General features: G+C 35.9%; 20 protein-coding genes. 15 read left to right on the top strand and 5 right to left on the bottom strand.

The features are described from left to right. Positions 1 to 25: 25 nt before the first annotated feature. A complete protein-coding gene (locus tag ACY650_RS18360) occupies positions 26 to 637 on the top strand; it encodes a histidine phosphatase family protein (protein WP_462249789.1) in 612 nt (203 codons plus the stop codon). Here the strand turns inward: ACY650_RS18360 and ACY650_RS18355 are convergent. Beyond that, positions 612 to 2,771 carry a helix-turn-helix domain-containing protein gene (locus ACY650_RS18355; RefSeq protein ID WP_462249787.1) on the bottom strand — a complete coding sequence of 720 codons (2,160 nt, stop codon included), beginning with the start codon at positions 2,769 to 2,771 and terminating at the stop codon, positions 612 to 614. The genes ACY650_RS18360 and ACY650_RS18355 overlap by 26 nt on opposite strands. Before the next feature lie 176 nt (positions 2,772 to 2,947). On the opposite strand from ACY650_RS18355, the gene ACY650_RS18350 reads away from it, so the two are divergent. Then, positions 2,948 to 3,823: a hypothetical protein gene (locus ACY650_RS18350; RefSeq protein ID WP_462249785.1), complete on the top strand. Its 876-nt coding sequence runs from the start codon at positions 2,948 to 2,950 to the stop codon at positions 3,821 to 3,823. A 63-nt stretch (positions 3,824 to 3,886) separates the two neighbouring features. Then, positions 3,887 to 6,199, top strand: a complete 2,313-nt coding sequence (gene ligD, locus ACY650_RS18345) for a non-homologous end-joining DNA ligase (protein ID WP_462249783.1) — start codon at positions 3,887 to 3,889, stop codon at positions 6,197 to 6,199. Here ligD and ACY650_RS18340 read toward each other — a convergent pair. Further along, complete coding sequence (locus ACY650_RS18340) at positions 6,196 to 6,678, bottom strand: hypothetical protein (protein WP_462249781.1); 483 nt, start codon at positions 6,676 to 6,678, stop codon at positions 6,196 to 6,198. The two genes, ligD and ACY650_RS18340, sit on opposite strands and share 4 nt — an antisense overlap. A 237-nt stretch (positions 6,679 to 6,915) precedes the next feature. Here ACY650_RS18340 and ACY650_RS18335 point away from each other — a divergent pair, with 237 nt between their 5' ends. Beyond that, a complete protein-coding gene (locus tag ACY650_RS18335; protein ID WP_462249779.1) occupies positions 6,916 to 7,296 on the top strand; it encodes a response regulator in 381 nt (126 codons plus the stop codon). Here the strand turns inward: ACY650_RS18335 and ACY650_RS18330 are convergent. Continuing rightward, positions 7,289 to 9,700, bottom strand: a complete 2,412-nt coding sequence (locus ACY650_RS18330) for an ATP-binding protein (protein ID WP_462249777.1) — start codon at positions 9,698 to 9,700, stop codon at positions 7,289 to 7,291. The two genes, ACY650_RS18335 and ACY650_RS18330, sit on opposite strands and share 8 nt — an antisense overlap. A gap of 34 nt (positions 9,701 to 9,734) precedes the next feature. On the opposite strand from ACY650_RS18330, the gene holA reads away from it, so the two are divergent. The 8 genes from holA (at position 9,735) to ACY650_RS18290 (ending at position 20,021) form a co-directional block, all read left to right on the top strand. Then, positions 9,735 to 10,757, top strand: coding sequence for a DNA polymerase III subunit delta (holA, locus tag ACY650_RS18325; RefSeq protein WP_462249775.1), 1,023 nt, complete (start codon positions 9,735 to 9,737; stop codon positions 10,755 to 10,757). Positions 10,758 to 10,810: 53 nt separating this feature from the next. Further along, positions 10,811 to 13,744, top strand: a complete 2,934-nt coding sequence (locus tag ACY650_RS18320) for a tetratricopeptide repeat protein (RefSeq protein WP_462249773.1) — start codon at positions 10,811 to 10,813, stop codon at positions 13,742 to 13,744. After that, complete coding sequence (locus ACY650_RS18315) at positions 13,744 to 15,402, top strand: TonB-dependent receptor (RefSeq protein ID WP_462249771.1); 1,659 nt, start codon at positions 13,744 to 13,746, stop codon at positions 15,400 to 15,402. The genes ACY650_RS18320 and ACY650_RS18315 overlap by 1 nt, the downstream gene beginning before the upstream one ends. A gap of 58 nt (positions 15,403 to 15,460) precedes the next feature. Continuing rightward, positions 15,461 to 16,825, top strand: coding sequence for a hypothetical protein (locus tag ACY650_RS18310; protein ID WP_462249769.1), 1,365 nt, complete (start codon positions 15,461 to 15,463; stop codon positions 16,823 to 16,825). 91 nt (positions 16,826 to 16,916) lie between these two features. Next, a complete protein-coding gene (locus tag ACY650_RS18305; RefSeq protein WP_462249767.1) occupies positions 16,917 to 17,573 on the top strand; it encodes a MotA/TolQ/ExbB proton channel family protein in 657 nt (218 codons plus the stop codon). Continuing rightward, positions 17,573 to 17,962, top strand: coding sequence for an ExbD/TolR family protein (locus tag ACY650_RS18300; RefSeq protein ID WP_462249765.1), 390 nt, complete (start codon positions 17,573 to 17,575; stop codon positions 17,960 to 17,962). Before ACY650_RS18305 ends, ACY650_RS18300 begins: the two co-directional genes overlap by 1 nt. Beyond that, the gene (locus tag ACY650_RS18295) at positions 17,962 to 18,807 is read left to right on the top strand and encodes a hypothetical protein (RefSeq protein ID WP_462249763.1); all 846 of its coding nucleotides are present in this window, start codon (positions 17,962 to 17,964) and stop codon (positions 18,805 to 18,807) included. Before ACY650_RS18300 ends, ACY650_RS18295 begins: the two co-directional genes overlap by 1 nt. After that, positions 18,804 to 20,021, top strand: coding sequence for a bifunctional folylpolyglutamate synthase/dihydrofolate synthase (locus tag ACY650_RS18290; RefSeq protein WP_462249761.1), 1,218 nt, complete (start codon positions 18,804 to 18,806; stop codon positions 20,019 to 20,021). Before ACY650_RS18295 ends, ACY650_RS18290 begins: the two co-directional genes overlap by 4 nt. Here ACY650_RS18290 and ACY650_RS18285 read toward each other — a convergent pair. Further along, positions 20,018 to 20,545: a hypothetical protein gene (locus ACY650_RS18285; protein ID WP_462249759.1), complete on the bottom strand. Its 528-nt coding sequence runs from the start codon at positions 20,543 to 20,545 to the stop codon at positions 20,018 to 20,020. The genes ACY650_RS18290 and ACY650_RS18285 overlap by 4 nt on opposite strands. A 33-nt stretch (positions 20,546 to 20,578) precedes the next feature. Between ACY650_RS18285 and trmB the strand changes: the two genes are divergently transcribed. Further along, positions 20,579 to 21,238 (top strand): tRNA (guanosine(46)-N7)-methyltransferase TrmB, encoded by a 660-nt coding sequence (gene trmB, locus ACY650_RS18280; RefSeq protein WP_462249757.1) that lies wholly within the window; start codon positions 20,579 to 20,581, stop codon positions 21,236 to 21,238. Positions 21,239 to 21,335: 97 nt separating this feature from the next. Continuing rightward, positions 21,336 to 22,280 (top strand): LysR substrate-binding domain-containing protein, encoded by a 945-nt coding sequence (locus ACY650_RS18275; RefSeq protein ID WP_462249755.1) that lies wholly within the window; start codon positions 21,336 to 21,338, stop codon positions 22,278 to 22,280. 1 nt (position 22,281) lies between these two features. On the opposite strand, the gene ACY650_RS18270 is transcribed toward ACY650_RS18275, so the two are convergent. Further along, the gene (locus ACY650_RS18270; RefSeq protein ID WP_462249753.1) at positions 22,282 to 22,788 is read right to left on the bottom strand and encodes an exonuclease domain-containing protein; all 507 of its coding nucleotides are present in this window, start codon (positions 22,786 to 22,788) and stop codon (positions 22,282 to 22,284) included. 193 nt (positions 22,789 to 22,981) lie between these two features. Here ACY650_RS18270 and ACY650_RS18265 point away from each other — a divergent pair, with 193 nt between their 5' ends. Then, positions 22,982 to 24,751: an ATP-binding protein gene (locus ACY650_RS18265; RefSeq protein WP_462249751.1), complete on the top strand. Its 1,770-nt coding sequence runs from the start codon at positions 22,982 to 22,984 to the stop codon at positions 24,749 to 24,751.

Below are 24,751 nucleotides of genomic sequence, written 5' to 3'. Positions count from 1 at the left end.
ATAAGCAAACCAACGTAAAGCAAGTTTGAAAAACAAGACGATTTACATTCTTCGACATGGAGAAACAGATTTTAACCTAAAAGGAATGGTGCAAGGGAGAGGTGTAAATGCTTCACTCAACAGCAATGGCATTGAACAGGCAACAAAAGCTGGAGAATACTTATCATCAATCAATTTTGACCGTGTATTTACTTCTGAGTTAATTCGTACTAAAGAGACCGTAGGCCAATTCAAACTTAATGGTACACCTGTTTCATCACATGATGGCTTTGATGAGATAAGCTGGGGGAATCAAGAGGGCAAGGTTGCCTCATATGATGCTAAGAATCTTTACGCTGACACTGTTAATGGATGGCGTAGGGGAGAATTAAATTTAAATGTTGGTGGTGGAGAAAGCCCATTAGAGGTAATGGAAAGACAAAAAGATGCCATGAAAATGGTGCTAGAAAGTGATTCTGAGAATATCTTAATTTGCATGCATGGAAGAGCAATGAGAGTACTTCTATGCTGGATCCTTAACTATCCACTCAATTATATGGATGGCTTTCCTCATCAAAATTGTTCTTATTATGTGATAGAACAGAGGGCGAAATCTTTTTATTTAAAAGCATTCAATCAGACTGATCATTTGCTATAGCATGTGCAAGTCCAATTTTTATTTCTCCCCAGGTATAGCTATCAGGCAAGGCTGCTTTAATTTCTCCTGACTTTGTCAAACCCTGACTGTAGCATTTCAGAATAGCCTTAATTTTGGAAGGTTTCAAGATGTCTTCGATATCCAATAAACCATTTTGAACGAATTGAGCTAAGTGACTTTCAATGGTTCCTTCCACAAGACCCCTTTCCTCAGCAATCACCTGTATAGACTTACCTTCTTTGAACATGTCAAAAGTAATTTGCGCTGTAGAAACTTTGTCTTTAGAAACAGACTTCGAAAGTTGGCGAAGATTTGAATTTCCTCTTAGCGTTTCTTTTGTCAAGGGCACACCTTCATTCATATGTTGAATCAGAAGATTTAGCTTAACTATTTGTTTTAATTGATTAGCTACTAACTCCTTAAGTTCAGCAAGTTCTGATCGATAAGTTTTGGCCTTAGTTTGTGTCTTTAATGTTCGATGCTGAGTTACTATTCGATCAATTATTTCATTAAGGATATTTCCAAAGTAATCAGCAGCTTTACTCATCCTTTCCGCTAGTAAGTGCAGATCTTTTGAAATGAGGATTTTTCGAATCTGTCTTAGAAAATTTTCTCCAATTTCTTTTAGGGGAAAGGTATCATTTATCAATTCGTCCGTCCACGGTAAATGCTTTTGTTTGAGTGACCTGTTTTCATCTTTGTTAAATGTTCGTTTATGATTCACCAGCTCATTCAACATTGGATCCAGTAAAAACGCCCATTCTGCATACTCAGCAATAAAGCTTAATTGGTCATTTTCTAGCCTCTGTTCTAGTTGAGCAGAACTATCAAAGCTATCTATGTAGTATTTTAACTGGTCATCTATTGAAGGTGCTTTTTGAGGCAGGGGACTTGATAAGATAAGCCCATTTAAGGAAGTCAATCTTGATAATGCTACATAAAGTTGTCCGGCAGCGAATGTTCCCTCTAGATCTAGAATAGCCTTATCGAAAGTTAAGCCTTGGCTCTTATGGATGGTGACAGCCCAAGCTAATTTCAAAGGGTATTGCTTGAAAGTACCAATAACCTTTCTGTCTACTTCCTGGCTCTCCTTATCTAATACATATCGGCTATTTTCCCATTCATATTGATCAACCGTCACTTCAGTATTATCTTCAAAAACAACTTTAATTGTATCGCTGAGGCTAGAAATTGTTCCAATTTTCCCATTAAAAAATTGACCATTTCCACTTGGATCATTCTTAATAAACATGACTTGAGCACCTTCTTTAAGTCTCAAATCAAAATCATTTGGAAAAGCATTTTCCGAGAATTCACCATCTACTTCTGCAATAAAAGAATGTATCTCAGTGGTTAAACCTTCCAATTTGCTCTTATTGATTTTATCCGCCTTATTGTTATGTGTGGTAAGGTTTATATAACCTTCATTTTGTCTTGCTTCTGTCTCGTAATAACTATTTAATAAGTCTACATCTTCATTATTAAGATCATTATGTCTAAGTCTATTTAAGAGATCAATGAATAGTTGATCACTTTGTCGATATACTTTGTCGAGCTCTACTCTTATTGGCGGATTCTCTTTTAATGCGCGTGCTTCAAAGAAATACGGAGAGGGGTAAAATTGTCTCAGTAAGGAGCTCTCATCATTTCTTACTACCGGTGGCAATTGCATTAAGTCTCCTATAAATAATATCTGAAGACCCCCAAAAGCATCATGCGGTCTTTTTCTTAATTTCCGAAGTGTGTGATCAATACAATCGAGTAAATCTGCCCTTAACATGCTCACTTCATCAATGATCAACAATTCAAGTTCATTGATCAGTTTTCTTTTCTGTGCCCCAAACTTTGCATCCTTAAATAAAGATGAAGGGGTGTTTACTTGAATTCCTCGATCCTCAAACGGTATATTTTCCGGAATAAAAACACCAAATGGTAATTGTAAAAGCGAGTGGAGTGTAACACCCGAGGCATTTATTGCAGCAATACCTGTTGGAGCCGCTACGGCAGCGTTTTTATAAGTATTGGCAATTATATTTCTTAAAAAAGTCGTCTTCCCTGTGCCAGCCTTTCCTGTCAGAAAAATATGTCGATTTGTGTTGTTTACGTATTTGGCTGCTAACTCCGCTGGCTCCACTTATATCAATTGTGATGAACTAAAGGCCAAATTATGCGAAAAGATTTCATTTTCGAACAAACAATGATTCAATATCTCTTTGGCACATAACTATTATTACTGCCAATATTAAATATTGTCATTTCTATTCGACATCTTTAAAATATAATTACGCTAACCACCATATTTTCAAAACAATGGATACATATTACATTGAACTAGATCAAAATCTTAAAGCTTATGATCAACCAGACACCTCTAGTTCTACTACCACTAGAGTCCAAAAGGGACGATATTCATTAGTAGAGCTTAAAGTTAATCACCCTACAAAGGATACAGACTACGCTTGTGTACAATTAGAATCTGGAGAGAAGAAATGGATTTGCCTTAGATGGAAAGATGATGAATATGGCAAATTAACAAGAGGAAAAGATCATGAAGAACTAAACATTGATTTTAGCAGTGACACAATGTCAATCGATGAATCGGTATTGATAGACTTACTTCCTTTGTTTAATGACTTCATATATGATTTACATAAAACAACATATCCTTTTAAATTGAAAGGAATCAATCTTCCACAAGCACCACCATCATTGAACAACTGTTGCACTTTTGTTGAGGCTCTTGTAGTTGGAGCCTGGCAAAATTCTCACTCTAATTTTCAATGGGATAATAAAAAGCATGGACAGATGATGATTTTCTCAGTTGAAGATTATTATTCACCTGTAACATGTCTAGTGAATACAGATGTGGCTATGGAAATTGAATCAGATGCTAAGCCACATAAATGGACGGTTATTCAGGGTTGGAGAAAACAATGGTCTGGTGGCCATACGTTTATCATTTTAGATCATCATCAGGAAACTGACAGAGTTCTTACTTTGGAGTCAAATAAGGCATTTAATCTTGATGGTGTTGGCTATCGTATGCTAGGAAACTACAGAGATGTTAAAAAACCTGCTAATGAGTGGTGGCAGGATTCAAGCCTTCCAACATGGGAAGAAATTAAATCAACCTATAAATTCAGGAAACAGTGTGTGTTAAAAGTGAATAACATTAGCTGGATTTAGTTTTCACTAATTTTTATAGAAGTTAAGCAGAAATAGTATCTACCAAGTATCTTAGAATGGTAGATGGCAAAACAAAAAATTCATGCCGAGGTAGGTAAGCGAGTAATTGAGCTTTCAAACTTGGATAAAGTACTTTATCCAGAAGATGAAATAATGAAAGCTGAAATTATCGAGTATTATTTAAAGCTTGCACCTACAATTCTAAATCATATTCGAGGAAGAGCTCTTTCTTTAGTAAGATATCCAGATGGTATATATGGTGAACAATTTTTTCAAAAGCATAGACCAGATTGGACACCTGATTGGATCGATTATAAGAGATTAGGACAAGAAAGGAAGAAAGAATATGTTGTGGCTAGGGAAGAGGCTACATTAGTATGGCTAGCCAATCTAGCGTGTTTAGAAATTCATCAAATTCACAGCTTTTCCGAGAACAGTGACAAACCTGATTATATAGTATATGATTTAGATCCACCAGAAGACGGTTCCTTTCCCTTAAATGAATTAAAGGAAATTGCTTTAGGCCTTAAAGAACATCTTGAACGCTATAATTATCATGTGTTTATTAAAACCACTGGAGGTAAAGGACTTCATATTGTAACTCCAATAGAACCTCGTTACTCCTTCGAAGAGTGTTTCCAAGCTGCAAAAAAAATAGCAAGCGATTTTATTAATAAGGAGAAAAGAACGACACTTCACATAAAAAAGGAATCAAGGAAGGGGAGAGTACTAGTAGATATTTATCGAAACAGACCTTCGCAGACAATAGTCTGTCCATATAGCTTAAGAGGTCGAAGGGGAGCCACTGCTTCTACACCGATTAGCTGGGAGGAACTGAATGAGTTGCAAGATCTATCCGATTGGAATATCAAGACCACTGTAGATAGGGTACTTTCCGAAGGCGATGCATGGGAGCAAATTAGGGGATGGGCGGTACCATTGCACACAGATAAAAGAACAGCAATTGCAAAAGAATTACCTCCGAATAAAAGACATAAGACCCCCAAACAACTCGAAGACTATGAAAAGAAAAGAGACTTCAATAAAACTCCTGAACCTTTAATTTCAGAAAGCGATTCTCCAGGAAGTAGGTTTTGTATTCAAAGACATCATGCCTCGCACCTTCATTACGATCTTAGGTTGGAGCAAGACGGTATTTTGAAGTCTTGGGCAATACCAAGAGGTATGCCTCCAGTACCTGGTGTTAAAAGACTTGCAGTACAAACAGAAGATCACCCGCTCAAGTATTTAACATTTGAAGGTGAGATACCTAAAGGCGAATATGGAGGTGGTATGATGTGGGTATATGCAACAGGACGATACGAGATCACTAAGGAAAAAAAGAATGGATTCTATTTCAGGTTATCCGGAAAGCAACTGAGTGCTGAATACCGTATGCATTTAATGAAGGATAAAGAGTGGTTATTAGAGCGTGTTGATGTTCCTCAACAAAATCTCCTTGAGCAAGTGATGAAACCAATGTTAGCAGATTCATCTAAAAGGGTTCCTGTCGGAGACTATTACTATGAATTAAAATGGGATGGTATTCGTGCGCTTATTTACCTAAATGAAGGTCAACTCAAAATATACAGTAGAAATGGAAACGATATCACAGATCAGTTTCCAGAATTGAATGTTCCTGATCAAGCATTTCGCATCAATAATGCAATCTTTGACGGTGAAATTGTTTGTTTAGATTCTGAAGGTCGTGCCAACTTCAAAAAAGTGATTAAAAGACTCATGAGTAAGAAAAATTTTGATCACGAGTCGAAGAGATCTCCCGCATATTGCTACTTGTTTGATTGTTTATACTTAGACGGAAGATCTCTGATGAATGACCCGCAAGACCGAAGAAGATGGTGGATGATTGATTCACTGAGGGTAGGAGAAACTAACTATCGGATTAGTCAAACAGAGGAAGATGGAAGAGCATTATTTGCTGCGACGAAAGCACATGGAATTGAAGGCATTGTAGCAAAAAGGATAGACGCAAAATATACTTCAGGTAAAAGAAGTGATGCTTGGATTAAAGTCAAGGTAAAAGAAACTAAAGACTGTTTTATTATTGGATACACAGTTGGTGAAGGGGAAAGAGAATCAACATTCGGATCTTTACAGCTTGCAGAACAGCAAGATGGATCCCTGATTTATCGAGGGAGAGTTGGAACAGGATTCGATGATGCACAATTGAAATCTTTATCTAATGCTTTTGAAAATCAAATTATTGAATCCAAAATCATTGAGGCTGAAGCTCATGAAGAGAAGAAAACGATTTGGTTGAAGCCAACAATAATTTGCGAGGTAGAATATTCCATGATCACAGATAATGGAACATTTAGAGATCCAGTATTTAAAAAGATAGTTGATGGTAGTTAATATGCGCTATCATTAAAATACTGAAATACATCCATCAATCCTTCCTGCTCTGTGATGTTAATCGCTCTTAAGAAGATATATTCTTTAACATCTCTCTTTCCGAAAAACTCATATAAATCCTTTTCTGAATTAATAGTAAAAGGGATTTTATTCACTAAAGCAAAGTAGACTCCTTCACTAGTTGCAAGTGGGTATTTACCATCTACTAAGATCTTATAGAAGGTTTTTCTATCATTCAAAGTAACTAGAATATAAGTTTCTCTTTCTTTATTATTCAGTATAATGCGGTGTATGTCGGTGAGAAACATTCTATTTATCGAATCTTGTTTGACAGTAATAGTACCGGTTTCAAAATTGACCTTAATCCGCCCATAGATAGTGTCGGACTTGACAATAACATATCCATCAGGATCACCTAAATATGTCTGATGAGACGGGTTAAATGCAGTTATTAGAATAATGATTGTCAGATATTTCATGTAGCTGATTTGTTGATTTAAATAGAGGAATAATCGAGCTGCAAAACATCAACACTTTTTCTTCTTGATAGAAAGATTATACATGAATAATATTTTATTAACATATGATGGTTTGTTGTTAATAAATCTTTTAATTTTTGATAATTATACTTAGAGCGAAATACGTATTTTATTACTTTTTTAGATCCCTTAAAAAATGGAAATTGCAGACATACTCATACTACCAACTTTTTGAATATGAAGAGAATTGTGTTGATTGATGATGACGCTACAACGAACTACCTGAACAAAATGATAATTGAACGTTCAGCTCTTGTAGATGAAGTTTTAACATTCGATTCCGCAGAAGAGGCCCTTACTTTTTTCAATCAAAGTAATTCTCCTGAAGATGCACTCGTTTTATTAGATATTAATATGCCAATCATGAATGGCTGGCAGTTTCTCGATCAATATGGCTCTATGGAAAGAACCAAGTCTAATAAGATTGTACTGTTGACTTCATCCATAAATCCATCAGATAAGCAGTTGGCAGATGAAAAACTTAATGTTGTTGATTACATGTCGAAGCCGTTATCTGTAGATATGCTTCAAAACCTTGTTTCTACCTATCTTAATTAAGTGATGAATAATATTTTGGGAAAGTCATCATAAATGAAGTTCCTTCACCTTCTTTGCTTTCAACATCTATAATTCCATTGAGCACATTGATTCTGTTTTTAACGATAAACAATCCAATGCCTCTACCTTCAACATCAATATGATACCTCTGGTACATTTTGAAAATTTTATCTCCAAACTTTTCTAAGTCCATGCCTCTTCCATTATCAGTAACAACTAAGTATTGTTTAAACTCATCTTCATAGCTACGGATATTGATATGTAACCTTTTAGATGGATTCGCAAATTTGATGCTATTTGATAGGATATGATACAAAGCATCAGATAGATATGGCTTGTATGATCTTATTTTAGAGGTCTCAAGAACTTGTTCGATGGTTACATTTTGTGACTTGATATCATTTTTTAAAAGATCAAGTACTTCTTTGATCAATTTCTCTAATGACAGGAGTCTGAAATCAGATGGTTTTGGTTCGTTCTCGCTTAGAATTATGCTAAGTTCTTTGATTACTTTATCAACCTTGTTCGATGAATCAGATATTCGATTGATAATTTCCTGTGAGTCCCCGTTAGAATGATTTTCATCTTTTAAAATTTCAGATAAACCAATTATTTGGGTCAAAGGCTCCCTTAAATTGTGACTAATTACACTATTGAATTCGTTCAGACTTTTATTTCTCGTTTTTAATTTACTTATCAATTCTTCCTTTTCTCTCCTTAGAATATTACCCTTTCTTTTTTCAAGGGCAACAAAAATCAAATCAGCCAATGAAGCAACATACCGCTGCTCTTGTATGCTCCACGTACGCATTATATTGTTGATCATTGCATATGAAATGAAACCTTCAAATTTCCCATCAATCAATACTGGACCACATAGAACGGATTCGATTCCAACCGATTTGAAATAGCTTTCATATATATCTGAGAGTCGTGATTCATTGCTAATATTTGTGATTGCTATTGTTCGATTAGTCAAGAATTCATCAAAAAAACTAATGATGTCTTGCTTATGAATGTCAACAACAGGAGTGCCTTCAGCATTGTCGCTTTCTACCTTAGAATTAATATTAAGTGAATCATCATGCTCATCATATCTTCTGAATGTAGCTCTGTCAACTTCTAAGGCTACCCGAGACATCTCCAAAAGATGCTCAATGAATTCCGATAGGTTGAAATCTGATTCATTAAGTTTATTTGAGAGGAGTAAAAGGGTTTGCGTAAATTTTTGTTCACTTGTCGCCTCATTAGAAGCCAATTGTCTTTGACGATGCTGATAGGTAGTTATTGCCAATCCCAAAACAATCAAAAATGCCAGGCTTATAACAATCAATCGTGCATCTTCCTCAGATTCTCTTTGCAACTTTTCCTGCTTCAGGAGCTCATTCTCTGCATTTACCAATTCCGTTTTCAGGGCGGATTTCATCTTACCTACATTAGAGATGAATTCAGCATTTCTGATGCTATCAGCCAAATTTTTGTGCAGATCTAAATACTTGGCAGCAGCTTCTATATTTAACCTATCTAAGTGGAAATTATATAGTTTGCTATATACTTCACTTAACAGGTCATATGTCTCATGTTCGGTGGATAAGTCTGCACTTAGCATCCAATAGTGTAGCGCACTATCAGGACTATTCTTTTGCTTGGTATTGAAAAAGGATCCTAATCTCAAATAAGATTGAGCAACGCCACGCTGATCAAGCGCTTGATTTCTAAACTTGACTGAATTGTGCATAAGAAGGATTGCTAAATCAACTTTATCTTCTAGAAATGCACATTCTGCTAAACCAAAATTCCCATATCCTTTACCCCTTAAATGATCTTCAGAGATTGCATTCTTCAGGCATTTGTTGAAATAATACTTTGCCTTATGTAAATCACCCTGCATCAAACTTACTTCTCCAAGATTCGAGTAGATGATTACAGGCTTATATTCTTTTACATTTTCTTGTGCGATTTTAAGAGCTCTATTGAAATACTTTATACTTGAATCATAAACTTCCTTTCGACGATATACTTCTCCAATATTATTACTCAGTCTAGCATATTGTAATGGGTATTTTTCTGGATTATAACTTAGTGCCTCCAAGTAATAGGATAATGCTTGATCTGGCATGCCAATCACAAGAAAACTGTTTCCTTTAATCGTTGTGGCACGTAAAACTCCTTCTTCATAGTCTAAATCCTTAGCTACTGAAATCGCCAAATTAATGTAGTAAATAGCTTCTTGCGGATCAGTAATTATAAGATCGAATGCTATGTCATTGATTACATTGACGTAGGTTGTGTCTTTGACTTTATGATTACTTAGGACACCTCTTAAACTATCTATTTCAGCCGATTGAGAATAGCTCATTTGGCTGAGGAAGACAATAATTAAAAGAAATAGAAATTTTCTCATTCTCAATTTCTAAGGTAGCCTTTACCTTTGAATTATGGCAGCTGATTATACTGAAATACTAAGAGATATAAAAAGTGGAACTTTTGCTCCAGTTTATTTCCTACAAGGCGAAGAAACGTTCTTTATAGATAATATCATAGACAATATTGAATCAACGGCTTTGGATGAAAGCCAACGGAGTTTTAATCAGCTGATCATGTATGGGAAGGATACCACTTTGACAGACGTAATTGGTGCTGCACGGCGTTATCCAATGATGGGAGAGAGACAAGTGGTAATCGTAAAAGAAGCCCAAGAAATGCGTGATTGGGGTAAAGAGGATAAACAAACGCTCGTAGTGAACTATCTTGAAAATCCGCTCCCAAGTACAATACTCGTTTTTGGATATAAGTATAAATCGGTAGATAAAAGAACCAAGTTTGGGAAAATTATAGATAAGAAGTCTGTTTTCTTGAACTCAAAGAAACTCTATGACAATCAAGTGCCAGATTGGATTAGGTCGTATTGTAAAGCCAAAAATGTAAAAATTGATGATGCTGCAGTAATGATGCTCTCAGAAAACATTGGCAATAATTTACAACGTCTTGCTAACGAGATAGAAAAGCTTCTCCTAAATGTCAAAGATGGTCAAGAAATTAACTCCTCTATGATTCAACGTTATGTAGGCATTAGCAAAGAGTATAACATATTTGAATTGCAAAAGGCTTTTAGTTCAATGAACAAATTAAAAGCTCACAAAATCGCTGATTATTTTGCATCCAATCCAAGCAATAACCCTTTAGTTTTAACAATTTACAGTCTATTCTCATATTTCAGCAAGCTACTTTTAATACATCACTCAGCAGATAAGAGTGATAAAGCAATAGCATCTTTAATTGGCGTTAATCCATTTTTTGTCAAAGAGTATCTCCAGGCTGCAAGGAACTACCCTGTGCATAAAGTAGCTCAAAACATTAAATATCTGCATGAAGCGGATATGCAATCAAAAGGCATTGGATTTGCTACAAAAAAAGAAGGTCCGGTTTTAACAGAATTGGTATATAAATTGATGAACTAATACAATTTAGTGCCGAATATTCGTTGCATTTCATGGTCAAAAACAATTCTACATTGAGAATTCTCATTACGCTATTTTTAGGTTATTCTTTTCTAAATGCATTTTCGCAGAGTTCCATAGAAAGCCAGGAATTTGCTGGTTTAACAACTTTTGAAAATTTTCAAGAAAGAAAATACCAAAGTGTTATTAGTGATTTAAAAACTAAGGAACGTCTTTCGAAAGATGAAGAAATTCTTCTAAATCTAAGTCAGTTAAAGACTGGAAAATCAGATGCAAAATCATCGGAGCAATGGTTGGCTAACAACCCGCAGCATCCAATGAAATCTCTCGTCCACTATCACTTAGGGGAATATTATTTTTACAATCAAGATACACTCAAAAGCAACAAATATTTATCTACGATCTCCTCAGGTGATTTAACTAAAAAAGATCGAGCCTCATACGGTTATATATATGGTTTATTGAAGCTTAATGAGAATAAGTATTCTGATGCTAGCAATTTGTTTCAGCTTGCTAGAAGGAGTGAGTCTGAGGAACTCAATAAACTAGACTACTATCAAGGATATAGCTCATATCATTTAAATCAAAAAGACAAAGCTCTCGGATACTTTCAGAATATAGAGGATGACTTTCAATTTGCTAATTCATCAAAATTTTTCATAGCAAAAATTCATCTAGAGAATGGTAAAATAGATGAAGTTTTAGCAATGGCTCAGAATGAACTTTCTGAGGAAAAAACGATAACTAACTCTGGTTTTAATCAAATCATTGGTGAAGCTTATGCATTGAAAAATCAATCTGCTAAGGCTGATGCTTTTTTTCAACGTGCAATCGAAGTACATCCAGGCAAACCTTCTGCAGCGCTTTATTATCAAGCAGGAGTATCCAAGTTCAAGATAGGAAATGAAGAGCTTGCTATCGAGTATTTAACAGAGTCTGGTATTCAAGGTGGTGAATACGCCCAGTTAAGCGCTTTTCAGCTAGGTAGGCTTTATTTAAAAAAGCAAGAATATCAGAAGTCTTTGACAGCATATATCGAAGCGTCAGCGTCTAATGACAATGAAATTTTAAAAGAATCTCTGTTTCAGGCAGCTAGTATAAATGCTAAGCTTGGAATATATGATCAGGCAATCAGTTTTGCTGATGACTACTTGAAAAAATTTCATGACGGTGTTGATTCTGAAAAAATGCAAAATCTTATTGCACAGTCATACTTGAGGACTTCCAATTTTGACCTTGCAATAGATCATCTAAATAGGCTTGGAATATCGAACGATACGCAGCAATATATCTACCAACAAGTCACTTATCAGAAAGCAATCTTAGCCTTCAATGATGCAAGTTTCAGTGAGGCAAGAAAATGGTTCAATGAAAGTTTGAGATTCAACATCGATGCTGATCTCACCAATAGCTCATATTATCATTTAGGTGAGATTTCCATGCAAGAAGGCAAGTTTAATCAAGCCATTAATGCGTATAAAAAGCAGTCCAATATTGATGCAATTTCTAACTACGGTATAGGTTATGCTTATTACAACAAACAAAAATACCAAGATGCGATCCCATTTTTTAAGCAAGCAAGAACTTCAGCTAAAGTTGAAATCAGAAACGATGCAAGCATAAGGCATGCCGACTGTCTTTATGCAACAAAATCATATCAAGAATCGCTCGACATCTATAATCAATTATCGAAATCAATCCAGTCAAGTTATATACTGTATCAAAGGGGCTTGGTACTCAAAAGTTTAGATAGAACAAACGAAGCTATACGTTCCTTCAATGAAATACCCACTGATGATAGATTCAAAGCATCTGCAATATTTCAGTCTGCCATGATTGAATTTGAAGCTGCAAATTTCACCGACGCTGATGCTTATTTTACTCAGGTTATTGATAAATATCCGAATTCAACTCAATATGATCAATCAAAGCTAAATAGAGGGATTTCTAAAAAGAATTTGGGGCAATTAAATGATGCAAAGTCTGATTATGAAGACATTTTGAAAAATCGAATGAATTCAGAGTTTGCTTTCAATGCAATACTTGGATTGCAGGAATTGGAACAATCTGGACTAGAGATAAAGAAACTAGATCAATACATTAAAGATTATAGGCAGGCTCACCCTGATGATGGAAGTCTCGAAGTAATTGAGTTTGAATCAGCAAAAAACCTATATTTTGATTTCAACTACTTGCAAGCGGCACAAGCGTTTGAGAAATACTTGAAAAATTATCAATCCAGCAGCAACAGAACAGAAGCGAAGTATTACATGGCTGATTCATACTATCGAATAGATGAATTAGAAAAATCTAAAACTGGATTTGATGACCTAAAGTTTTTAAGAAGTGAATTGACAGGCAGAATATTGAATAGGTTAGGAGAGATTAATAGGCGACTAGAACTATTCAAGGAGTCGGAAGAAGTATATAAACTTCTCGTAAGCCTTCAAATAACACCTAAAGACACTTATAATGGATTAAATGGACTAATGCAGCTGTTCTATGAAAACAATGATTTCGAACAAGCCATAGAAAGTGCAGACAACATATTAACGGCTGAATGGAAGCCCATAAATGCTTCTCAATATGCAATAAGTGTAAAGGCTAAGTCTTTGTATCGAATCGATGAAAAAGAAAGAGCACAAAAGAACTTTAAACTTTTAGAAAATGAAGAAGGGATCATTGGAGCAGAGGCCAACTATTATCTAGGTCGTATTTCATATGAAGACGGTAATTATGACAATTCATTGGATCTACTATTTGACCTAAATGCCAAATACGGAAGCTATACAGAATGGGTAGATAAATCGTATTACTTAATTGCTGAAAATTACATTGCTAAAGAAGAGCTTTTTCAGGCCAAAGCAACTTTAAGATCAATCATACAACATTCTAAAAATGAACAAGTTGTATTAAACTCTAAGAATCTTCTTTTAACGATTGAGGATCCGAAAATTCAGGAAGATTCAACTCAAATAAAGGACTAATGAGGTATATAATTCTAATAATATTATTCTCGTTGTTTACCTGGCAGGCAGCAGGACAATCAGATAGCACTAAGACGCAGGGTGAAATTATCTCAGGCGAAGTTGTAGTTGAAAAAGACAACAAAATAGTACTACCAGTAGCTGAAAAAATATTTCTAAGAAGTACAGCAAATACCTTAGATACTTCGCCAATAGAGATTGATTTTCAAATAAATGAACCTTTATTCGAATGGCCTAACTATAAAAGTGATGTGCCCTTCCAAACAGTAGAAGAAAATTATCCGCATGAAAAATTTCAAAACTACGTCAAATTTGGATTCGGAAATTATAGTTCACCTTTACTAGAAGCTGGATTTTTTAAAAAATTCAACCAATTTGAAACCAATGCTAAGGTATTCTACGAAAGCTTTAAATCTGGTCCAGTAAATGGTGATAATAGTGGTAATTCTAATGGTGGAATAGAATTGTCTGGAACCTATAAGAAAAACAGTATTGCTATTATTCCCCGAATGAAGTATACAAATCAGCAATATAACTTCTATGGGAATGCAAATAGAGTGAATAATGGTTTTGACTCATCAAAGCCTGACGATAATTCTCTAAATGATTTTGTCTTTGATGTGGCACTATCAGGAACAAAGGGTGATGTTTCATACACGATTACTCCAAATTTTTCATTTACCAATCAAAGCATTAGTCCTGAGAATTCTGGCAACAAAGAATTAAGCATAGGTACTGATGCGTCTTTATCCTACAAGATTGATGAAAAATTCAATACTGGATTTGATCTAAATGCCAATAGCGCTTCGTATGATGGAGGTATTCAGATCGATCGCTCATTAGTTAATGTTAAACCTTGGGTTACTCATAAAGTAGATAAACTATCGATAAAAGCAGGTTTCATAATATCTTCTGGTAAAGTAGGAGATAACTCTAAAACTGGATTTTATCCTGATTTAAGTGCCAAATACGAACTTAATGATGATTGGTCCATATATGGACTATTATCAGGTGGACAATCATGGAATAGCTTGAGTTCAACACTAAATGAAAATCAATTCCTCGATGATTCACTCACAATTGTACATTCAGAATACGTAACTTCATTTGGTGGCGGTTTTAAAGGAAAGCCTTTCAACAATATACTTTTAGATGTTGGATTGACTTTCAATTCTGTTGAAGGCCTACCATTTTATACTCCTTCGCCATCAGATTCATCAAGATATACATTGTCTTATGATTCAGAATCAGTTGGGATAGTAACGCTGTCTTCAAGCATTTCATTTATGCCAACATCAATAAGTACGTACGGTTTAAAGCTTGATATTAATAGTTTTTCAGTCGAATCACTAGATAAAGCGTGGCACAAACCAACTTATGTTATTCAAGCGTTTACGAGTCATAATATTCAAGAAAAACTCATTGTTTCAGCATATTTTACGAGCATAGGTGGGCTCAGAGGACCAGCAAACGTAGATTTTGGTTCTGTAAAACTGTCCGCATTTACAGATATTGGGGTAAGTGCGAAGTACTTAATCACTAAACAAGTATCTGCTTTCATTACCGCTAATAATTTGCTTAATGACGAATACGAACGATATTTGGGGTACCCAACTAGGGGACTTTCATTCAAACTAGGTGGTCAATACCGATTCTAATAAGTATTTTTCCTAGTATTGAAAATTGTTATATCTTGGTTCGGTCAAAAAAATTACTATGGCGAAAGACGATAATATCAACGATAAAGATCAAAAAGATCAGGACGATTTCTTCGGAGATGATGATGATTTTGGATTACCAGAATTAGATTATGAAGCTTTGGATGATGATGACTCTGTAGAAGAATCTACTCCTGAAGCATCTGTCGAGGAACCTACGCCTGAACCTGAACCTGTTGCAGAAGCACCATCAGAACCAGAGCCTGAAGCTTCTTCAGAAGATGATTCCATATTCGATGATGATTCTTTTGATGACGCCTCATTTGATGAGGAGATCCCGGATCAAATTTCAGATGAAGAACTAGAAGCTTCTTTTGGAGATGATTCATTAGATGATGCTTTCGATGATACTTCGTTAGACGACGCATTTGATGATGAATCGATGAGTGATGCATTTGACGATTCTACAGATTCTTTTGATGATTCGGACTCGTTTGATGATACTACTGCAGATGAAGATCTGGATGCTGTAACAGAGTCTGATGTTAATGAAGATAAAGCTACAGTTGAAGATAATGCCGCTGAGGAATCAATGGATGATTTTTATGAAGAGGAATCTTTCGATGATTTCGGAGGTTCTGACGACTCAGGCGGTGAAGAAATTCCTGATTCAGTTTTTGATAGTGATGTGTTAGACGAAGATGAGTTTGCACAATTCGAGAAAGAACTAATGGAAACCGAAGGTGATGATTTAAGTGATATTGATGACTCTTATGACGAGGGACCTGCCACAAAAGCAGCACCAGCAGAGAATAAAGGTAAATTTGCAAGAGTTGTAATAGTTGGAATATTGATTTTTGCTGCACTCGGAACTGTATTCTGGGTTATGTCTCCAATCGGTGGAGAAGAAGAATCTCAACCTGTTGCTGAGAAGACTACACCGAAGCCAGCTACGACTAAGCCTGCAGAACAGCCAAAAGAGGAGCCAGAGTCAAATGAGGCCTCAACTGAAGCTGAGAATACGTCTAATACTGAAAGTGAAACTGAGAATAAGCCTGCTGAAAGACCTGCAAGTAGACCTGCCCAAACTACAAGTCAACCTGCTGCGTCAAATAATAGAAATCAACAGGCATCAAATAGACCAGCCGCTGTTTCGGCAACTCCTGGCACGGTAAATGCATTATCTGATAAAACTGGTAATTTCTACATTGTTATTGCAAGTTTCTTAGATGGAGATATGGCAATGGATCATGCTAATTCGTTATCAAATGAAGGTAAGAGTCCATCAATCATTCCTCCTTTTGGCAAAGCAGTTACTCACCGTGTAGCAATTGCTGGATTTGGAACGTTAGCAGAATCACAAAGTGCATTAGAAGGATATAAGGGAGAATATGGTTCTGATATCTGGATATTGAAATACTAAACACTAATATTTCAGATTCATCGTTCAGTTTGTTTGAATGGTATTTCCATTCGATTAACTCATTATAAAGGAACATATGCTTATTAGTGTTATGCAAGATCCCTTGGTTGAGGATCTAGAGTCAGAATCAATTTCTTTGTTGGAGCTTCTGACAAATGGAGGCTATATGATGATTCCCATCCTTGTATTATGGATGGTGGCAATTTACATCTTCGTTGAACGTACGCGCACGCTTGGTGCGGCATCTAAAACACCTGAGTCTTTTAAAGACCAAATAAGGTCAATGGTGATATCTGGAGATATCAATGGAGCATTAATGCTTTGTAGTAAGATGGAAACACCTGTTGCTCGTATGATCGAAAAAGGTATCAGCCGTATAGGTAATCCACTTAAGAATATTGAAGTCAGCATTGAGAATGTTGGAAAGTTAGAGATCTATAGATTGGAGAAAAATTTAAATCTCTTAGCGACTATTTCAGGAGCAGCTCCGATGATTGGATTTTTAGGTACAGTTACGGGAATGATACAGGCATTCATAGCTATTGCACAAGAAGAAGGAGCTGTTAGTCCAAAGTTGCTTTCATCAGGAATTTACGAAGCAATGATTACCACAGCAGCAGGGCTGTTTGTAGGTATATTAGCATATCTGGGATACAATTACCTGGTTTCTAAGGTTGGAAAAGTTATCCATACCATGGAATCCAACGTAATTGACTTCATTGACCTTCTACAGGAACCTAAGAAGTAATGGATTTAAAATCGAAACATAAGGTGAATGCTAGTTTTAGCATGTCGTCGATGACTGATATTATATTTCTGTTGTTGATTTTCTTTATGCTAACCGCATCATTCATTACCCCATCAGGTCTTCCTGTTAACTTACCTTCTTCGAAATCCTCGGAGATTGTATTGCAGAAAGTAAGTGTGACTATAACCAAGAACCTTACATATTCCGTTAACAATCAACGCGTAAGTAGAGCTTCTTTAGAATCTGTTCTTAAAAAGAATTTAGCGGGAAAGGAAGGAATTGTGGTATTACACTGTGATGCTTCAGTCCCGGTTGAAAGGCTGGTTGAAGTTGCAGGGATAGCCACTGCCTTAAAGGCCAAAGTATCAATAGCTACGAAACCAGAGTAATGGACGATAGAGAGAAAAATGAAGAAAAAAATAAGCGAATAGGCTGGCTAACTTCTGTTGGAGTGCAGCTTGTACTATTGGTATTATTTTACTTCATCGTCGCATGGAAAGAGCCATTTCCTCCAATTCCTGAGTATGGAATAGAATTAGGGTTTACTACTTCTGCAGGAGCGCCCGCCGCATCTGCACCATCCCAGTCAGTACAAGAAGTCTCAGAAACACCAGTCGAACAAGAAACACCTAATGAGACAACGGTTTCTGAGGTAGCTACAGAAACAGCAGAAATAGAAGAAAGTGTAATCGAAGAGACTCCAGTTTCTGAAGTGGAATCACCAGTAGAAGTGGAAGATACGAATCCTTCTGAACCTGTTCGCACCGAAGAAGTGGTCGAAGAGAAGGAAGTTGCTGAAGAAGAACCGAAAGTTGAGGAAATAGACTCAAGGGCTGTGATGGGAGCTTCTAGCACAGAAAGTGATGAAGTCAACGAAAATCCATCAGAAGGAGAAGAAAAAGAAAAAGAAGTAGATCAACGCGCAATCTATGGAAGTCAAGGAGCAAATACAGGAAATTCTGAAGGTGCGCAACTAAACCTTACTGGTTGGATTTGGGATAAAGCACCAATAATTAATGATAATTCTACAGATAAAGGCAAGATTGTATTTGAGATAACTATAGATGATAAAGGAGAAATTAGAAGGGTTATACCCAAAACATATACCGTAACTCTAGAAGTTTTAAAAAGATATGAAAAAGCGGTTAGAGAACTTACATTTAGTCCAACTTCGCTAAATAAGTCAGCGCAACTATCTACAGGAATCGTCACTTTCACTATTAAGTCCAAATGAATTTCAGCGAGACACTCGAGTTTCTTTACACTCGACTGCCTATGTATCAAAGAGAAGGTAAGACTGCCTACAAAAAGGATCTAACCAACACCATCCGCTTACTTGAAGTTTTAGATAACCCTCATACCAAGTTTAGAAGTATCCACATTGCTGGAACAAACGGTAAGGGTACTTCTGCACATGGAATAGCAGCCATACTTCAAAGCGCCGGATACAGCACTGGACTCTATACTTCCCCACATCTAAAGAGCTTTGCTGAAAGAATTAGAATAAATGGAAATGAAATATCTGAGTCTTATGTCATTGATTTTGTGCAACGAATAGCAGAGGCTATTGAACAGATAAAACCTTCATTTTTCGAAATAACAGTAGCCATGGCGTTTGACTATTTTGCATTTAGAGAGGTGGATATTGCTGTCATAGAAACCGGGCTGGGAGGAAGGTTGGATAGTACGAATGTTATTACTCCAGAAGTATGTTTGATAACAAACATTGGTTTTGATCACATGGATATGTTGGGCGATACTTTAGAATTAATCGCAGGTGAGAAGGCAGGAATAATTAAATCCGGAGTGCCAGTAGTCATTGGAGAAACTACTCCTGAGACACTACCTGTTTTCCAAAAAGTATCTCAAGAAAAGAATACAACACTCACCATAGCAAATCAACTAAGTTGGAATCCAAAAAAATTAGTCCCTGAATATTTAGTTAGAAACTATTCAGGAATCATTGCAACAATTGAAGAATTAATAAAACAGGGTTGGGAAATATCAAAAGATCATGTTGCTGATGGTATCGAAAACATCAACAAGCTAACTGGTTTAAAAGGACGCTTTCAAATACTCTCTGAACAACCATTTATAATTGCCGATGTAAGTCACAATGAAGATGGCTTAAACATACTTTTCGAACAATTAAAGACGCTATGTAATGGCACCATTAACATAATTTTTGGTACTGTAAAAGACAAGGCCTTAAAGCCGATTTTCGATACGTTTCCAACTAATAAAAAAGTCTATTGGACTGAGGCAAAAGTTCCACGTGCACTCCCTGTAGAAGAATTAGCTATAGCTGGCATTATGAATGGTTTGGAAGGAGAGTGCTTTAAAGATGTTAACGAAGCTATTAACCAGGCAAAAGAAAAAGTGCTACCAGAAGATCTAATTATCATAACCGGTAGCACCTTTGTTGTTGGAGAAATAGCGAATCTCTAGTCTTCTCCTAAGTGCAAATGATGCACATGTTCATCGATTAGGTCAATCTGTTTTGTAATCTCTCTTACGTACTTTTTAAGCTCTGTTTCTAGCGTTTTCACTTCTGCCTTATATTCAGCGCCTTTCTCTCGGCCTAAGTTATTTTCTATCTCATTGTAAGTATTACATTCTTTATGAATAAACCTTCTGAATGACTTAGTAGTATAATCAACCTCCAATGTTTCAATATCATCTAATGTAGCTTTTGCTTCCTTATCGCCATTAGCATTAAACTTTCTTGTAACGATTCCATATAAAAGCGTATCGTAATGGTGGATCTCATCAAGCATAGTAATGATTTTCTTTCTATACTGAGATTCACCGCAAAAACTGCCTAACCCTTCATAAGTTTGCAGCGTCTTTGCTTCATTGTCCCAGTTGATAGTTAAGTCATCTATAGCTTTTACAATATCCGCCTCATTTTCTTGAGAAAATGTGATTGTTGTAAATAAGCATAAGACCGATGCAAGGAGTAGAGATTTCATGGTTGATAGTGTTTTACTTGATCTGACAATAAATTGGCTAAAAAAAATAAGTTAACGAAGTTTTCCGAGAATATGGCAAGCAAAAATGTCATAGAACCCGGAAAAGAAATTTTTGAAACAATTCACGGTAAATGGAATGAATTCTTTGGTAATGATAATGAAATCGTTATTGAATTAGCGTGTGGATGGGGAGAATACACCATTTCATTGGCAGAAAAATTTCCAAACAAAAATTTTGTTGGCATAGACCTAAAAGGAGACAGGGTTTGGAGAGGTAGCCAATATGCTCAAAATAACAATCTCGATAATGTAGCATTCTTAAGAACACACATCATTGAAATCCTTAAATCATTTGATGAGAATGAACTGGATGAAATCTGGTTAACATTTCCAGATCCAAGGCCAAAAGATCGAGATGAAAAGCACAGGTTATGCAACAAGCAATTCATGGAGAAATACAGGCATATCTTAAAACCTGATGGTTGGTTTAGGTTCAAAACTGACAACACCGATCTTTTTGAATATGGGCTTCAAGTTTTAACCGAGTTTGATATCAAAGATCACGAATTCACATTCGATTTATATAATTCTCCGCTGCTAGAAGAGCACCATGGCATAAAAACCAAGTACGAAAATATATGGGCTGCGAAAGGTGAGAAAATCAAGTATATGAAGTTCAGGTTCAATAATTAACGCTGGGTATATTTTTACTAAGACTTTACGAATCATCCCGCATCCCGAAATGTTATATGGTATATTTATAGCTTTCAATTAATGATAGATATCTCTTATGAATCTGCAACAACTTGAATATGCCCTAACTCTCGAAAAGCTAGGATCATTCACGAGTGCGGCAAAGTCACTCAGTATGACTCAACCAGCACTAAGTCTTCAAATCAAGAATCTAGAAAACGAAATAGGCATATCATTATTCGATAGATCAAGATCTAGAATAGAACCAACTGAACAAGGGCTTAAGTTTTTATTAAAAGCTGGAGAGATTGTTATGGCTGGAAAGCAGCTAAAAGAGTATGCGCTTACACTTGGAAGCCAATTTAGTGGTGAACTCAAATTAGGAATTATACCAACATTATCTCCTTATTTAGTTCCATTATTTTTAGATCCACTTCTAGGTCAGTATCCCGAGCTTTCATTGGAAATTCATGAATTACTTACAGAAGAAATTTTACAAAAAATTAGGTTAGGAGATCTGGATGGAGGAATTGTATCAACTCCATTGGCTAGGCAGGGTATTACAGTTACCCCATTGTTTTATGAGTCATTTTACATGTACCAGAACAAAGAGGATGGTAGATCTGATAAGACACTGAAGGTATCCAATTTGGACCTAAAAAATTTATGGTTATTGGAAGAAGGGAATTGTTTCCGTGATCAGGTAAGTGATATTTGTTCATTAAAAGATGAAAATACAGGTACCCAGATTTCGTATCACTGTAGCTCAATTGATTCTTTGATTCGAATGGTAGATCATCAGGGAGGGATGACAATATTACCTGAATTAACAACCTTGAGTCTTGATTCTCATCAAGAACAGAATTTGGTACTACTCGAAGAAAAAGTGCGTGAAGTCGGATTCATTACAAGAAAATTAACAGGCAAGGAGCACTTATTTGAAGTACTAAATGATAAGATTAAATCAAGTGTACCAGCACCAATGAGAGATAAGAGTGGGAGAGAAGTAGTTGATCCTGGAATTCTTGAGAGTTGGAAATAACTTAAAATAGTGATCCAGTTCTAGGTAAAGCTTGCCTTCTTAAATGCTTAAGATATAACTCAGCACAAGCATTAGCATCACTCAATGCATCATGATGCTTCAGTGGAATTTTATATCTCTTGCTTAGATATGCTAAGCCACGACGATAAATTACGCGTGTGCATCTAACTTCAAAATTTGGCTGAGCTATATCATAATACGCAAGTGCATTCTGCAAACAGTTAACATCAAAAGCAGCGTTATGAGCCACTATTACTTGATCTTCTATCAGATGTTTAAAGTCAAACCAAACTTCTTCAAAAAGAGGAGAATCGCTTGTATCTTCAGGTTTGATGCCATGAACTTCTATGTTTTTGTAGAAATATTCATTTTTAGGAGGCTGAACTAATCTATTTATCTTTTCAGTAACAATCCCATTTACCACTCTTACGAGTCCCACCTGGCAAATACTTGCAGGATTCCAGGTTGCTGTTTCAAAGTCCAATGCAGAATATGCCTCTAGCTCCATTGCATAAATATAAGTGCGACGATGCTTAATTCAGTGAATTTTACGCTGTATTTGCAGGTAACTAAACGACTAACAATTCTTATTCGTCCAACCAATAGTATACTTCGTAGTTTAGTCAGAAACTATTGATACTTAGGTGATTAATTAATAAGTAATTAACCGTATTTTTAAGGTAATACCGCCATTAAATTACATGTTAAGGAGAATATCCATTTCAGTCATATTACTTTTCTTCGGTAATATATACCTCCATGCCAATGGTGACGCTTGGAAAAAGATTATTGTTGAAAAACAAGGTACCGTGGAGTTTTATTGGTACCCAAACAATGTAGTCGTTGAGAATTCCTTAGACATAATAGATGGAGTTGAACATGATTTGGCGCGCGCATTTATCGTCTATCTCAATAATAAATACGAAATAGATATTGACTTAAAATGGATAGAAACCAACAGTTTTGGAGAGGTGCTCGAGACAGTCAAAAATGGTAGCGGAGGCACATTTGGATCATCATCAATTTCAATAACATCAGAGCGCAAAAACTATGTGAATTTCACACCACCATATCTGGCTGATGTTGCAGTTTTAATTACTAATTCTGAATTACCAATTGCATTAACTGAAAATGAACTGAAGAACGTACTTCAGGGTAAAACAGCAATTTCAATATCCAATACTACCCTTGTAGAATCTTTAGAGTCTTTAAGAAAAGATCTCGCGGTTGGATTTGATATTGAGTTTGTTAGAAATAGTGGAAATATTATCGATCGAATAGCTAATCGCCAAAACAGCTTTGGTTACATTGATATTGCTAATTTTTTAGTCGCAATTGATAATAATGCTTCTATAAGAAGACAATTTTTCTATCCTGTAAAATTAGAAGGGCTAGCCATGATATTTCCGCAAGGAAGTGATTGGGTTGAACCTGTAAATGACTATTTCGCAAGTCAACAGTTTGAAATAGATAAGCATGAAATAATTCAGAAATACCTTGGTGCGAACGCTACAGAAATAATTGAGCGTATATCCAAATCAGCCGAAATCGGACCTTTTGAAGAGATTATTCTATCAAATAGAGAGAAAGAATCTCAATATGAACAACTGCTACAAGCTTCACAACGTGATCAGAAATCAGAGCGATTGACAATAATCTTGATATCGATCATCATAGTGGTTTTAGTTATCCTGTTCTTACTCTACACTTTATATCGAATCAAATCTCAGAACACAGATCGCTTACTTCATCAGCAAAAGCTAGTAGAGGATACAAATGATCAGCTAAGGGCACTAAACGAAGAAAAGAACAACCTTATTCAAGTCTTGGCTCATGATTTACGATCACCACTTTCAAACATCCTGAATGGATCTCAGATAATTGAAGCCAACGAAAACTTAAGTGAGCAGGGAAGCACATTGTTAGGTTTTATCCTTCAATCATCTAAGAAGATGAGTTCATTGATTGAAAAGATATTGGATGTCGACGCTATTGAGACCGGTAGACACAACCTCAATATTGAAAAAATTCCAGTGGAAGGAGTAGTGGAGCAAGTTCTCAAAGACAATCACAACAGAGCCGAAGGAAAGTCAATTACTATTGATAAAAACCTTAAAAATGGACTATACATAAGTGCCGATAAGATCTATACTTCACAGATTTTGGATAATTTAATATCTAATGCCATAAAGTATAGTAAAGAGAATTCTACTGTCATGATATCAACGTCATCGATTGGTAAGATGACACGGATCTCAGTTGCAGATCAAGGCCCAGGACTTTCAGAAGAAGACAAGAAGAAGATTTTCCGGAAGTATCAAAGGCTAAGCGCTAAACCTACAAAAGGAGAAGAGTCAATAGGACTTGGTCTTTCCATAGTCAAACTATTTACTGAGCGCATGGGTGGTTCAGTTTCCTATGATACGAAACTAGGCGAGGGGACTACATTCCATATTGACCTTCAAGCATAA

Origin of the sequence: Ekhidna sp., from assembly GCF_963691765.1 — a bacterium.
Classification (GTDB): domain Bacteria; phylum Bacteroidota; class Bacteroidia; order Cytophagales; family Cyclobacteriaceae; genus Ekhidna.
The sequence above is the reverse complement of the archived record's forward strand: the minus strand, read 5'-3'. Positions and strand labels throughout refer to the sequence as shown.